This window comes from Paenibacillus sp. WG02, from assembly GCF_055396115.1.
On the sequence record NZ_AP036016.1, the window covers coordinates 3,935,275 to 3,949,557 of the forward strand.

Below are 14,283 nucleotides of genomic sequence, written 5' to 3' on the forward strand. Positions count from 1 at the left end.
GATGAGGGGGGTACAATCAAATGAAGATCAAGGATTTATTGGTTCTTATAGGCATTATCGGTATTGTATTAATGATGATTGTACCGGTTCCAATCCCTTTGCTGGATTTTCTATTAATTATTAATATATCGATTGCCTTAATGATTATTTTGGTTGCTATGAATACAAAAGAAGCGCTTCAGTTCTCAATCTTCCCTTCTTTACTCCTGATTACGACATTGTTTCGTTTGGCGTTAAACGTATCAACTACGCGGAACATTTTGTCGCATGCAGAAGCAGGCGACGTGGTCAGAACTTTTGGTTCTTTCGTTGCTCAAGGCAATATCGTCGTGGGATTCGTCGTGTTTCTCATCCTTGTCTTGGTACAATTCATCGTAATTACCAAAGGTTCTGAGCGCGTTGCCGAGGTTGCAGCGAGATTTACACTCGACGCGATGCCTGGAAAACAAATGAGTATTGACGCAGATTTGAATGCAGGCTTGATCAATGAGGTCCAAGCTCGTGAACGTAGACAAAAGATTGAAAGAGAAGCTGATTTCTACGGAGCAATGGATGGGGCAAGTAAGTTTGTTAAAGGGGATGCCATTGCCGGCATCATCATCCTCGTCATCAATTTGATTGGTGGCTTTATTATTGGGATGACGATGAAAGGGATGTCTTTTTCTAAAGCACTTGAAACATTCTCGATCCTAACTATTGGTGATGGACTCGTCAGCCAAATTCCTGCTCTGTTGATTTCAACGGCTGCGGGTATTATCGTAACACGGGCATCATCAGAAGGAAATTTAGGTCACGATATCACCAAACAGTTAACCGGACAACCTAAGCTTCTTTATATAGTTGCTGGTACTCTTGTGGTGCTTGGCTTATTCACACCAATTCATTGGTTCACGACGTTCCCGATTGCTGGTTTGTTAATTTACGCAGCTTTTAGAATGCAAAAGAATTTGGATCGCGAAGCGATCAAAGAAGAACAATTGGTCGAGGAGCAGCAAATTGAGGAAGTGCGGAGCCCTGAAAGTGTTATTTCCTTGTTACAAGTCGATCCTATTGAATTTGAATTTGGTTATGGATTAATCCCTCTTGCTGATACTCAACAAGGTGGAGATTTACTGGATCGAATCATTTTGATTCGCAGGCAGTGTGCACTTGAACTTGGGGTTGTCGTACCCGTTATTCGCATCCGTGACAATATTCAACTAAGGCCGAATGAGTATATCATCAAAATAAAAGGCAATACCGTTGCACGCGGCGAACTACTTCTTAATCATTACTTAGCCATGAGTCCTGGCATTGATGATGACTCAATTGCAGGTATAGAAACGACCGAGCCAGCCTTTGGATTGCCTGCTATATGGATAGATGAAGTGACCAAAGAAAGAGCGGAGCTATCTGGCTACACTGTCGTTGATCCGCCTTCGGTAGTGGCGACACACTTAACAGAAATTATTAAGAAACATACACATGAACTTCTGGGTCGTCAAGAAACTAAAGCACTTATTGAGAATGTTCGCGAATCTTATCCAGCGCTTGTTGATGATCTTATTCCTTCCGTATTATCGGTTGGGGATGTTCAGAAGGTATTGGCTAAGTTACTGCGTGAGAAAATTTCTGTACGTGACTTGGTAACGATTTTGGAAACTCTTGCTGATTATGGCTCCTATACAAAAGATCCAGAAATACTAACTGAATATGTAAGACAATCATTGTCTAGACAAATTACTCAACAGTTTACATCTTTAGGTGATTCCCTAAAAGTTATTACGGTTGGCCCTTCTGTGGAAAAGAAAATTGCCGATTCTGTTCAGCAATCAGATCAAGGGAGTTACTTAGCACTTGACCCATCCTCTTCCCAAATTATTTATCATCGTGTCAGCGAGCAAGTTTCTAAATTGATTCAATCCGGACAACAGCCGGTTATTTTAACATCACCAACGATTCGGATGTATTTAAGACAATTGCTTGAGAGAACTTTACAAGATATACCTGTATTATCCTATAGCGAATTAGAGCCTAGCGTTGAAATTCAGAGTATGGGGGTAGTCAATTTATGAGAGTAAAAAGATACGTTGTCGATTCCATGCCGGACGCTTTGCAAAAAATTCGCACGGATTTAGGCAAGGATGCTGTAATTCTCAATACCAAGGAAATTCGCACAGGGGGTTTTCTTGGTCTATTCGGCAAGAAAAAGATTGAAGTTATCGCTGCAATTGATGGAGCAAGCACGAATTCAGGAGGGGCTGCTCAACGTTTTGCACCGCAACCTCAGCCTCAACAGCAGAAAGTAATAAGTCAAGAGCAACCTGCAAGAATCCAATCGCATTACTCTGATTTTCCTGATGTTCCAGATGTGATTGCGCCTGTTTCAGCCAAAAAAGAACCTGTTACTGTTAGCACGGGCGTTGAGACGCAAAAGAGTTTTGCTTCACAGCAGTCCTACTCACCGGTTTCGGTAAATGCACCGAATAGAGTCATTCTCAAGGATGAGCACCTCATGGAGGAACTCAAACAAATGAAGGAAATGATGAGAAAGCTTACTCATGCGTCGGATGAGTCAAGTCTCCCTGAACCTTTACAGAAGATTGAACAACGGTTAATTGAACAAGAAGTTGATCCTACGCTAGTTCGTCAAATTATGGATGAAGTTGTGGCCGATTTTCAACTTGCAGATGAGCCTGTCACAGATGAGTCAGCTCTTCAAGTCGTGCGATCCAAACTGGGGCAAGTCCTCCAGTCTGATCGCAGTAAACAAATCTCACCACAAACACGCGTGGTACATTTCGTAGGACCAACTGGAGTTGGAAAAACGACAACCATAGCAAAGCTTGCAGCGGAACAAGTGTTGAAGTATCAACGTAAGGTTGGTTTTATTACATCAGACACATATCGAATTGCGGCAATTGAGCAGTTAAAAACTTATGGGACAATCTTGAATGTACCCCTTGAAGTTGTTTTCTCACCTCAGGATTTAGCGAAAGCATTCCATAATCTAGCAGAATGTGACGTTATTTTTATGGATACGGCTGGACGCAATTTTCGAAATGAGATGTATGTTTCTGAACTTAACTCTTTGCTAAAGACACAAGGAAATAGTGAGACGATTCTGGTTTTGAGCTTAACAACCAAGTATCGAGACATGAGAGCGATCACGAACAATTTTAATAAATTTAAGCTTGACAAAGTATTGTTCACCAAAATGGACGAAACAGACTCCTATGGTGCAATTGTAAATGTTGTTCACGAGTTCTCACTGCAGCTTTCGTATGTTACCAACGGTCAAAGCGTACCCGATGATATTACGGAAATGAATGAGTGGCAAATCATCGATTTGTTATTGGAGGAACCTAGAGCATGAAGGATCAAGCAGAAGGGTTGCGGAACCTGGTACAGATACAGAATGACAAAGGTACAAAAGCAACCAGGATTATTACCGTAACTAGCGGAAAGGGAGGCGTTGGTAAATCAAATTTTACGCTAAACTTTGCTTTAACGCTTCAGTCCAAAGGTTATAAGGTTCTTGTCTTTGATGCTGATATTGGGCTTGCCAACATTGATGTGCTCATGGGGATTTCCTCCAAATACAATTTGTACCACTTGTTAAAAAAGGAAAAAACGATCTGGGAAATCATCCAGAAAGGCTACAATGATTTAGATTTCATAGCAGGTGGATCTGGCTTTAATGATTTACTTCGCTTAACCGATGAAGAACTCAACTACTTTGCCGAGCAAGTCATGCAGCTCAATGGGTATGTTGATTTTATCATTTTTGATACAGGGGCCGGATTATCCAAAGAAACGCTGAAATTTATTCTTGCCGCTGAAGAAGCATTTGTTGTCACAACGCCTGAGCCTACTTCCATTACTGATGCTTATGCCATTATAAAAATGGTTAACTCAATGGGACATGATGTTTCTTTCAAACTGGTGATTAACCGAGTAACCGATGCAAAGGAAGGCAAGCACACGGCCGATAAAATTTCTTTAGTTGCTAAACAATTCTTGGATATCCAAATCCCTACATTAGGATTCGTTGATGATGACGTTGCTGTATCTAAGGCGGTTAAAAAGCAGATACCTTTTACAGTTGCTTTTCCGAATTCAGCTGCATCTCGTAGTCTTCAATTATTAGTTGATAATTATATGAATGGTTATCGAGTAATCAACACACCTACATCCGGTGTCAAGGGCTTTTTAAATAAAATGATGAAACTTTTAAAATAGGATTTTCGCAAATCGTGTCGAATATGCTCATAAGAGGGAGGGAAGCAGCTTTGGCACAATATAACATTCTTGTCGTAGACGACTCCGTTTTTATGCGTAAAATTATAAGCGATTTGATTTCAGATAATCCTCAGTACAAAGTGATTGGAACAGCAAAAAATGGTCAAGAAGCCATTGAACAAGTGAAGCTATTACGACCCGATGCCATTACAATGGATGTGGAAATGCCAATAATGAACGGTTTGGATGCCTTACAGCGAATCATGGCAGAACAACCAACGCCCGTCATTATGTTAAGTTCCTTAACTCAAGAGGGTGCTTCCGAAACGATTAAAGCGCTCGAGTGGGGAGCTGTCGACTTTATTCGAAAGCCGTCAGGCTCCATATCTCTAGACCTGTATAAAGTTAAACAACTTCTGCATGAGAAGCTGCATATGGCAGTTCGAACGAAGTTAAGGCCAGTACCGAAGCAGCCTGTGCCTCCGAAGGTTACTCAACCTTTAATAGCTAGTAATGCCAGTTTGATGAAAGCACCTGAGACTAAACTTGCTGCAAAACCTGGTTCAACGCATTTCGATCATCTTGTAGCCATAGGTACTTCAACCGGAGGACCTCGCGCCTTACATCAAGTGATCTCTCATATTCCTGCAGGGTTTCCTGCGCCAATTTTAATTGTTCAACATATGCCACCTAATTTCACCAAATCATTAGCCCAACGTCTGAATGACATTTCTCAGATACAGGTAGTCGAGGCTGCGGAAGGAGATGTGCTCCAAACGGCAACAGCTTATGTAGCGCCGGGAGGATGGCATATGGTCATCTACAAGGATTCGGACAAAACGTACAAAATTCGCTTGACCAAAGAAGAACCTCGTTCTGGCCACCGTCCTTCGGTGGATGTCATGTTTGAGTCCTTGCTTGGTATGGATGAGTTGAAGCGGCACATCGTCCTGATGACAGGAATGGGTAGTGATGGAGCCAAAGGCATGCTCTCTTTGAAGCAGTCCGGTGTCTCAACAACCATTGCCGAATGCGAAGATACTTGTGTCGTATATGGGATGCCTAGAGCAGCTGTAGAGATCCAAGCTGCGATGCATGTTTTGCCACAGCAGGATATTGCAAATCGATTAGCTCAATGCGTACTTAATTAAATGAAATTTAGCAAACAGGTTACATAATGATTCTATTGGAGGTGTGTGGTTTTGGAACTTAGTCAATATTTATCCATGTTTATCGATGAATCGAAAGAGCATTTGCAATCTTTGAATGAGAACCTTCTTAGTTTAGAAAGCAATCCTCAGGATATTAGTATTGTGCATAACATTTTCCGCTCTGCTCATACGTTGAAAGGGATGTCTGCAACAATGGGCTTCGAGGATATCGCTGCCCTAACGCACGAGATGGAAAATGTCTTGGACTTGGTACGCAACAGTAAAATTGAAATGAACCCATTCATATTTGACTGCATTTTCAAAAGTCTTGATTCATTGGAATCTATGGTCGAAGATATTATTCAAGGTGGTACAGGAAAAGCGGACGTTGCACCCATCGTCGTTGCTCTTCGTTCCATCGTGACTGGTGACTATAAAACCGCACAAGCTCCACAAGTAACTGCTGCGAAAGAACCAGCAAAAGGTATTGAAGTGGATGAGTTTCAATTTTCTATTCTTCAACAGTCCATTGACTCAGGCTTCCTTGTATTCTATATCGAAGTAAGCGTGAATGAGAATTGTGTACTTAAGGCAGCACGGGCTTATATGGTGTTCGATGCAATGGAAAGAATGGGCGAAATTGTAAAAGCAACGCCATCTGTACAAGAAATCGAACAAGAGAAATTCGATCGTTCCTTCTCTCTTTATTTCATTTCTAAGGTTGATCAAGCAACATTAGAGAAAGAAATTTTGAATGTTTCCGAAATCCAATCAGCTGTCATTATCACAGTTGATTCAGAATCGCTTGCCGAATTATCCCGTCCAAGAACGGAAGTTGAAGCGGCAAGACAAGAAATAGCTGCAGCGGTTGCAGAAGCGATCACACCAGCAGTATCTATCGAAACCATACATAATGTTGAGCCAGTTGCAGCTGCAGCTAAACCAGCGGCAGGAGGAGCTCCTGTTGCAAGTAGAACCATTCGTGTTGATATCGAACGCCTAGATGCGCTCATGAATCTGTTCAGCGAACTATTAATTGATCGAGTACGTTTAGAACAGCTCGCTAGCGAGGTTAAACGTAATGATCTGACCGAAACCGTTGAACATATGTCTAGAGTTAGTAGTGATTTACAAAATATCGTTTTGAAACTACGGATGGTTCCTGTTGATTCGGTATTTAATCGCTTCCCACGGATGATAAGGGACTTGGCGAAATCGCTAGATAAGAAAGTAGATTTGGTCATTACAGGTGCAGAAACAGAATTAGATCGGACCGTTATTGATGAAATCGGTGACCCGCTGGTACATCTATTGCGAAATGCTGTGGATCATGGTATTGAGTCAATTAGCGATCGATTGGCTGCTGGCAAAAGTGAGCATGGTACCATTCAACTGCGTGCTTTCCATAGTGGAAATCATGTCTTTATAGAGATTGAAGAAGATGGTAGAGGGATATATAGAGAAAAAGTATTGAAGACTGCACTCAAGAATGGTCTAGTAACAGCAGAACAAGCAGCGAAATTAAGTGATTTGGAAGTTTACAACTTGTTGTTCGCATCTGGTTTTAGTACCGCCGAGAAAATTTCTGATATTTCTGGACGTGGCGTTGGTCTTGACGTTGTGAAGACGAAGATTCAGATGTTAGGCGGACATGTTCAAGTTGATTCCAAGCCAGGTTTTGGAAGTAAATTCTCTGTCCAATTACCACTAACGTTGTCTATTATTTCTGCTATGCTAGTGCGTCTTGGCAGTGAAAAATATGCGATACCGTTGTCATCCATTGTTGAAACTTCAGCGATTCAGAAGCAACAGATTCGTAACATTCACGGTAACAAAATGGTGGAGTATCGTAATTCTGTTATTCCTCTTGTCTCGCTCAGCACGTTGTTTAATGTGCCAGATTTCAATGAGGACCTTGAGGAAGAGACCGAAATTGTTGTTGTACGCAAAGGTGACAAACAAGTAGCCTTGATGGTAGATGAATTTATAGGCCAGCAGGAAATCGTTCTCAAAACATTAGGTAAATATTTATCCGGACTATTCGCAATATCCGGTGCAACAATTCTAGGGGATGGACAAGTCGCATTGATCATTGATCCGAATGCATTGATTAAATAATTACATACTTTTAGGGAGGTTTTCACAATGGGAGAAGAGAAAAAGGTAATCGTCTTCGCACTTGGAACGGAAGAGTACGGCGTGGAAGTTGAAAAAGTTAGAACGATCGAAAGAATGCAGCCAATGACGCGCGTACCTAAAGCACCGGTATTTATTAAAGGTGTTATTAATCTCCGCGGTGTTGTTATTCCTATTATTGATCTTCGCTCAAGATTCGGACTTGAAGAGCAAGCTAATTCAGATGCTACTCGTATTATCATCGTATCTGCTGGTGACTTTGAAGTGGGTCTTATCGTAGATTCTGCGAATGATGTTATCGACCTAGATACGGACAATATTGATAATCCACCAGAGATTGTTGGCGGTATCAAAGCTAAGTATCTGGATGGTATCGCACGTGTCGGTGAACAAAGATTGCTTGTTTTGCTGAATTTAGAGCAAGTCTTGAATCGAGATGAACTTCAACAGTTAGAAAGAATAGAGGAATAGCTTGTGGATGTGTTTAGCCGTTTAGAGGATTTTCAAATGGACGTTCTCAAGGAAGTAGGTAACATAGGTGCGGGGCATGCTGCTACCGCCCTATCTACTTTGCTGGATAAGCCGATTGATATGCTTGTTCCAAAGGTTAGAATGCTTCCTTTCGAAGAAATCTGCGAAAGCGTTGGCGGAGCAGAGACGGTGGTTCTTGCTATCTTCTTACGAGTAGATGGAGACGCGCCTGGCAATATGTTTTTTATCCTTGATCTAGATACTGCCAAAAATATGCTACGGGATTTGATTGGGTTAAATATCGAAAATCAAGAAGAGTATTCAGAACTGGAATTATCTGCTTTGAATGAAATAGGGAATATTTTAGCTGGTTCTTATTTATCTTCTCTTGCTGATTTTACGAATTTGAATATGCAGCCCACTGTCCCTTCGTTAGCAATTGACATGGCTGGTGCCATTTTAAGCTATGGTTTATTGCAATTTGGCCAAATGGGAGATCAAGCACTTCTCATTGAAACCAAATTTATGGAAGGGGAAAATGAAGTACAAGGACATTTCTTCTTAATTCCTGATCCGGAATCGTTTGGCAAAATATTTTCGGCATTAGGGGTAGAGTCTCCATGACGTTAGATAATTTAATTAAAGTAGGAATGGCTGACCTGAATGTTGCTCACCAATCAGGTGTGTTGAAAACAACAGGGCTGGGTTCGTGTGTGGGTGTCACCTTATATGATAGTCGCGTAAAAGTGGCAGGTATGGCTCATGTGATGCTGCCTTCCTCCGAGATAGCTCGTGAAGGCTCGCTGAACATTGCAAAATACGCGGATACAGCTATTCCTGAGTTAATCTCCAGAATGGAAAAGCTCGGAGCTACAGTGAATAGGCTAGAAGCTAAGCTTGCTGGCGGTGCTCAGATGTTTGCATTTGCGGGAAATAATGATACGATGAGAATTGGTCCAAGAAATGTAGAATCTTGTAAGGAAATGTTGAATAAATACAAAATTCCGATTCGTGCTGAGGATACCGGGGCTAATTACGGTCGAACGATAGAATTTCATAGTGAAACCGGCATCCTGGTTATTCGAAGTGTCCAATTAGGAGTAAAGGAAATTTGATGATGATTGGAACCATGCGAATTAATGTCATCGTAGCAGCATTGGCGGGCTTGTTTACATTTGCCTTATCGATCTGCAATAATTTATTTCTTTCTACTTGTCTTAAAAGTGCATACAGCTTTCTAATTTTATTCGTTCTGACATTTGGTTTTAGATGGGTGTTGGGTGTAATGATAGGAGCTGAACATGCTGCAGGCGGAGCCTCTTATGCGAATCCCTCGACAGAATCGTCCATTGGTCAATCATTGGATATGAGCACACCAGATGAGGATGAGGAAACACGTGAGCTGATGAAGGCTAACCTGGGCAGTAATAACTCTTCACTATCTAATGAAATGCAATTTTCACCACTGAATCCACCTAAGCTAGTCACCAAGAATAATTTGGACCCTGAACAACTGGCGGGTGCCTTAAGGCGAATGTCTGAAGACTAAGGATGGTGAATCGTAAATCATGATCGAGCAAAAGCAATCCCAACTAGTTAACATCGAGTTATGGAAGCAATGGAAGGAAGAGGGCTGGGTTCCCGCTAAGCAGTCGCTTATCGAGAGTTACTTGCCCTTAGTCGATTATGTTTCCGGGCGTATGGCAATAGGACTTCCCAAAAGTGTTTCGAGAGAGGATCTATCGAGCTTTGGTGTGATGGGCCTAATCGATGCTGTGGAGAAATTTGACTATTCACGCGGACTGCAATTTGAAACTTATGCTTCTTGGCGAATTCGAGGTTCTATTATTGATGGACTTCGGCAAGGGGATTGGGTACCTCGTTCAGTTAGAGAGAAGGCCAAAAAGGTCGAAGATGCTTACCAGAAGCTGGAGCAGCAATATCTACGATCCGTTACCGACGCAGAGATCAGCAGCTATTTACAAATTAGTGAGCAAGATTTTCAGCAGATGCTTCAGGATATTTCAATTACAACCGTTTGTTCAATTGATGATCCCATCCGTGAGGAAGATTCGGAAACACGTCTTTCATTACTTGTTGACGAAAAGGCAAAGAACCCAGAGGTTCAGGTTAATGAGTTTTATTTAAAGGAGTCTTTGGCGAAGGCTATTGAACGATTAACGGAGAAAGAGAGAACGGTAGTCTCGTTATTCTATTTCGAAGAGCTCTCCTTAAGTGAAATTGCAGAAGTTATGTGCTTGTCTCCTTCTCGTATTTCACAATTACATTCGAAAGCAATTCTTCGTCTTAAAGGCGTACTAGGTCGATTTAAGACGCAATTATTTCAAGATACATAATTTATAATCAGAGGTAATGAAAGGTGGTTTGTCTATGCTTGAGAGGAACATGCCATTGGATTTCTACATTAGTATTTCCATCTCGGATGACAAATTAACAGCTTATTTGTTAATTAACAATGTTGACGGCGATTTTCAAGTAACAGCAGGACAATTGGAAGAGTTATTTCAAAAGAATCACATTGTTCATGGTATAAATCGACCTTTTCTTGCTCAAATAGCTGCAAATCCAAAACCTTTTTATCATCAAAAAGTTGCAATTGCAACGGGAACGAAGGCAATAGAAGGCCAAAGCGGTTATATTAAATTTATTTTTGATTTTGATGAGGATGAAAAAAAACCGCAAGAGCTGGATGACGGCAGGGTAAATTATAAAGAAGTTGTGTCGCTTCATAATGTTAGAAAAGGACAGCTTATTGGACAGCGTTTTCTGGCAACGGAAGGCACACCGGGCAGAGCGGTTACAGGAGAGACTCTTTTTGCTAAAGCAGGGAAAGAAGCTAGATTTAAATTAGGTAAGAATGTGGTAACAGATGCTGAACAAATGGGCCTATATTCTACAATTGATGGCATGGTGGTAAGAACTGATCGTGACAAAATTAATGTGTTTCCTGTCTATGAAGTGAATGGGAATGTTGATTATAATATTGGGAATATTGATTTTATCGGTACAGTGGTTATTCGAGGGAATGTTCTTCCTGGTTTTAAAATCCGTGCAGCTGGGGATATTCGTATCACTGGTGGCGTGGAAGCCGCAGAACTTGAAGCGGAAGGTTCTATTGAAATCAGTGCAGGCATTGTAGGTCAGAATAAAGCACATGTCAAAGCGGGTAAGAATGTAAAAAGTTCCTTCATTCAAGATGCTATTGTTGAAGTCGCTGGAGAATTAACGGTTTCTCAGAGTATCATGCATTCAACAATTAGAGCAGGCAAGGCTGTAAATTGTAATGGTTCCAAAGGACTCATAGTCGGAGGCACCATTCAAGCCGGTGAGCGAGTTACTGCGAGGACGATAGGGAATTCGATGTCAACGGCTACAGTTGTTGAAGTTGGCGTACTCCCAGAGCTTCGGAATGAAATGATTGATCTACGCAATCAACTCAAAGTATACATGGAAAATATGGATAAAACGGATAAAGCGCTTACGCTATTAAATCAATTAGCAGCGGCAGGTCAACTTAGCCCAGACAAAGTGGCCATGCGAATTAAGTTGACTCATACGAAAAAGCAAGCTTTAGAAGAGCAAAATACCATCAAAGAACGTATTCTTGAGATTGAGAAATCGTTAGAAGATTCCGATAAAGCAAAAGTAGAAGTATTGTCTACAATGTACGGGGGAACGAAGATTGTCATTGGCCGGTATACGAAATTTGTCAAAGATCCAACAAGCCGTATGACATTTCGTTTAAGTGAGGGCGATATTTCTATGAGTGCCTATGTGTGAGTGAAGGAGAGGGTAAGCGATGAGTTTTAAAGCCATCGATTTACAGTTCGCCGTACACAAAAACGATGAAGCGGGCATCCGTCAAAATCAGCTTATGCAGAAACCGCGGCAGGACGAAACGATCTTGGAGAATCAAGCTGTCCAATTAACGGAGAAGGATCGCCATCGCAGCAGCAAGCTTGAAGAGAGCGTTCGTACAGATATGAAGGATCATGGCGATAAACGTCAGCAGTCTAATAAAGGTAAGGCTGCGAACAAAGGGAAGACAGATTCCGCTTCCCTTGAAGGCAGCCATCAGCCAGATCATCCATATAAAGGGCATCATATTGATTTATCCTTATAACTAGTTATCTCATATATAGAAAAAGGTGAACCCAATGGCTATGCAGCCGTGGATGTATGTCGTACTTCTAGGCCTTGTTTTAATTGTCTATGCACGTTTCCTGCCTAAAGAGCAAGCGGCCGCGTCCACTAAGATGAACGTTGTCCAAGAAATCGAAGAAACCATCGAGCATTTCGCTGCGGAGATGGATGAACAAAATCAAACGCTGCTCAATCTGTTCTCTAAAACGAAACAAGATTACGAGATAGAGCTTGCTAAGCTTGCAGGCAGACTGGAATCATTGGAAAAGCAAAAGCATGAACTGTCGCAAGAATTAACGAAAGTACATGTCAATCATCAATTGAATCAAAGAACAAATGCGGCAACTGACGTGCTTACTGGTGTCCAAAATGCTGTTATATCTGAAATACATGTTAGTAATCCAGTCCATTCTGTTCAAGTAACTGCGTCTGAGCTAGTTGCGCCTACTATAGAGTCTGTAGTGGAAGAACCCATTTACACGGGATTGAGTATGAAGAGCAGATACAAAGAGCTATTTTCACTGCATGATCAAGGAAAAGGCGTCGAAGCCATTGCTAAAAAGCTAGGCATGAATAAAGGCGAGGTCAGTCTAATCCTTCAATTATCCAGACAGGAGGAAATGACCCGTGTTTAAAAATAGGTCGTACGTTTTTGGAATTGGGACTGGAATTATTGTAGGAGCCATACTTCTGCAATTGATGTCTGTTCGCGCCAGCGCGCCTGGTCAAACGGGCCTTGCATTGGATGAGATGGATCCTCAGAAGTTAAAGGTTGAAGCTGCGAAATACTACCAGGTATTCGATAAGAATACAAAGTTATTTACGCAAACTGAGCTAGATGAAGCGGTATTGAAAAAGGTCAAAGAAGAAACAGATAAATTGGCGGCTGCTAAACCTCAGGACAAGGCCAAAGCAAATACACCTGAAGTTACTTCGAAAATAATTATTTATGTACAACAAAATCTTGATGCAACAGCTGTTAGTGAACTTCTCGTGAAATCAGGCATTATTACCGATCGTAAAGCTTTCATAACGGAACTTGATAAACAAGGTGGCAACACCAAAATTCAAATCGGTTACCATGTTTTTGAAGGTGTTACGGAAATCCCCAAAGTCGTGACCAATTTAATTACAGTTCAATAGATAGTCCGACAAATGGATCTTTTTCATGAGGTCTGTTTTTGTTGTTTCTATACATTTACATGCATTAGTAGGGCTTAAATGACTAACATGACAAAGGGTTGCATAGGCTTTTCAGTTGTGGTATATTTATTCACGGTGTTAAAAACTCACGCCCGTCAATTTGCATAATGGTGCTTACTTCGGTAGGTTTTATGCAAAGATGCGATAGGCGGCGGATACCAAATAAACCATTTTAGAGGAGGGATTGGGGATGGCAGTTATCTCCATGAAACAGCTTTTAGAAGCTGGCGTACATTTCGGTCACCAAACACGTCGTTGGAACCCGAAAATGGACAAATACATCTTTACAGAAAGAAACGGTATTTACATTATCGATCTACAAAAAACGGTTAAAAAAGTTGAAGAAGCTTACAACTTTGTTAAATCCGTTTCTGAAGATAATGGTACGATTCTTTTCGTAGGAACGAAAAAACAAGCTCAAGATTCCGTTGCTGAAGAAGCAGAACGTTGCGGAATGTACTTCATCAACCAACGTTGGTTGGGTGGTACGCTTACAAACTTCCAAACAATTCAAAAACGTATTGACCGTTTGAAAACTCTTGAAAGATGGGAAGAGGACGGCACTTTCGAAGTTCTTCCTAAGAAAGAAGTTATCATTCTGCGTAAAGAGAAAGATCGTCTTGAGAAATTCTTGGGCGGAATCAAGAACATGAAGGGTCTGCCTAGCGCACTTTTCATTATCGATCCACGCAAAGAGCGTATTGCTGTTGCGGAAGCTCGCAAATTGGGTATCCCAATCGTTGGTATCGTTGATACAAACTGCGATCCGGACGAAATTGATTACGTGATTCCAGGTAACGATGATGCGATTCGTGCGGTTAAATTATTAACAGCTAAAATTGCTGATGCAGTTATCGAAGCACACCAAGGCGAGCAAACAACAGCTTAATCTATAGGAATGTGAAAAGGGTGGTTGGAAGGTGTAACAGCCTGTCAC

Annotated in this window: 15 protein-coding genes; all 15 read left to right on the plus strand. The window is 41.4% G+C overall.

Annotation, left to right across the window (positions count from 1 at the left end):
• Nucleotides 1-20: 20 nt before the first annotated feature.
• Nucleotides 21-2,054, plus strand: coding sequence for a flagellar biosynthesis protein FlhA (gene flhA / locus ACBP55_RS17555; protein WP_029195374.1), 2,034 nt, complete (start codon nt 21-23; stop codon nt 2,052-2,054).
• On the plus strand, nt 2,051-3,355 hold the full coding sequence (gene flhF, locus ACBP55_RS17560; protein ID WP_464652962.1) for a flagellar biosynthesis protein FlhF: 1,305 nt from the start codon (nt 2,051-2,053) through the stop codon (nt 3,353-3,355). The genes flhA and flhF overlap by 4 nt, the downstream gene beginning before the upstream one ends.
• Nucleotides 3,352-4,221 carry a MinD/ParA family protein gene (locus tag ACBP55_RS17565; protein ID WP_464652963.1) on the plus strand — a complete coding sequence of 290 codons (870 nt, stop codon included), beginning with the start codon at nt 3,352-3,354 and terminating at the stop codon, nt 4,219-4,221. Before flhF ends, ACBP55_RS17565 begins: the two co-directional genes overlap by 4 nt.
• Before the next feature lie 50 nt (nt 4,222-4,271).
• Nucleotides 4,272-5,372 (plus strand): protein-glutamate methylesterase/protein-glutamine glutaminase, encoded by a 1,101-nt coding sequence (locus tag ACBP55_RS17570; RefSeq protein ID WP_464652964.1) that lies wholly within the window; start codon nt 4,272-4,274, stop codon nt 5,370-5,372.
• Nucleotides 5,373-5,423: 51 nt separating this feature from the next.
• Nucleotides 5,424-7,490 (plus strand): chemotaxis protein CheW, encoded by a 2,067-nt coding sequence (locus ACBP55_RS17575; protein WP_464652965.1) that lies wholly within the window; start codon nt 5,424-5,426, stop codon nt 7,488-7,490.
• A gap of 27 nt (nt 7,491-7,517) precedes the next feature.
• Nucleotides 7,518-7,979, plus strand: a complete 462-nt coding sequence (locus tag ACBP55_RS17580; RefSeq protein ID WP_029195379.1) for a chemotaxis protein CheW — start codon at nt 7,518-7,520, stop codon at nt 7,977-7,979.
• Nucleotides 7,980-8,015: 36 nt separating this feature from the next.
• Complete coding sequence (locus tag ACBP55_RS17585; protein ID WP_464653334.1) at nt 8,016-8,603, plus strand: chemotaxis protein CheC; 588 nt, start codon at nt 8,016-8,018, stop codon at nt 8,601-8,603.
• Nucleotides 8,600-9,094 (plus strand): chemotaxis protein CheD, encoded by a 495-nt coding sequence (locus ACBP55_RS17590; protein ID WP_464652966.1) that lies wholly within the window; start codon nt 8,600-8,602, stop codon nt 9,092-9,094. The genes ACBP55_RS17585 and ACBP55_RS17590 overlap by 4 nt, the downstream gene beginning before the upstream one ends.
• Entirely contained in the window at nt 9,091-9,528 is a 438-nt protein-coding gene (locus ACBP55_RS17595) for a hypothetical protein (RefSeq protein ID WP_464652967.1), read from the plus strand. The genes ACBP55_RS17590 and ACBP55_RS17595 overlap by 4 nt, the downstream gene beginning before the upstream one ends.
• A gap of 19 nt (nt 9,529-9,547) precedes the next feature.
• Nucleotides 9,548-10,336 carry a FliA/WhiG family RNA polymerase sigma factor gene (locus ACBP55_RS17600; RefSeq protein WP_173185940.1) on the plus strand — a complete coding sequence of 263 codons (789 nt, stop codon included), beginning with the start codon at nt 9,548-9,550 and terminating at the stop codon, nt 10,334-10,336.
• 34 nt (nt 10,337-10,370) lie between these two features.
• Nucleotides 10,371-11,780, plus strand: coding sequence for a DUF342 domain-containing protein (locus ACBP55_RS17605; RefSeq protein WP_464652968.1), 1,410 nt, complete (start codon nt 10,371-10,373; stop codon nt 11,778-11,780).
• Nucleotides 11,781-11,799: 19 nt separating this feature from the next.
• Nucleotides 11,800-12,123 (plus strand): hypothetical protein, encoded by a 324-nt coding sequence (locus tag ACBP55_RS17610; protein ID WP_464652969.1) that lies wholly within the window; start codon nt 11,800-11,802, stop codon nt 12,121-12,123.
• A gap of 34 nt (nt 12,124-12,157) precedes the next feature.
• Entirely contained in the window at nt 12,158-12,778 is a 621-nt protein-coding gene (locus tag ACBP55_RS17615) for a hypothetical protein (RefSeq protein ID WP_464652970.1), read from the plus strand.
• On the plus strand, nt 12,771-13,286 hold the full coding sequence (locus ACBP55_RS17620; RefSeq protein ID WP_464652971.1) for a hypothetical protein: 516 nt from the start codon (nt 12,771-12,773) through the stop codon (nt 13,284-13,286). The genes ACBP55_RS17615 and ACBP55_RS17620 overlap by 8 nt, the downstream gene beginning before the upstream one ends.
• A gap of 250 nt (nt 13,287-13,536) precedes the next feature.
• Nucleotides 13,537-14,235 (plus strand): 30S ribosomal protein S2, encoded by a 699-nt coding sequence (rpsB, locus tag ACBP55_RS17625; RefSeq protein WP_029195233.1) that lies wholly within the window; start codon nt 13,537-13,539, stop codon nt 14,233-14,235.
• The last annotated feature ends 48 nt before the right edge of the window (nt 14,236-14,283 follow it).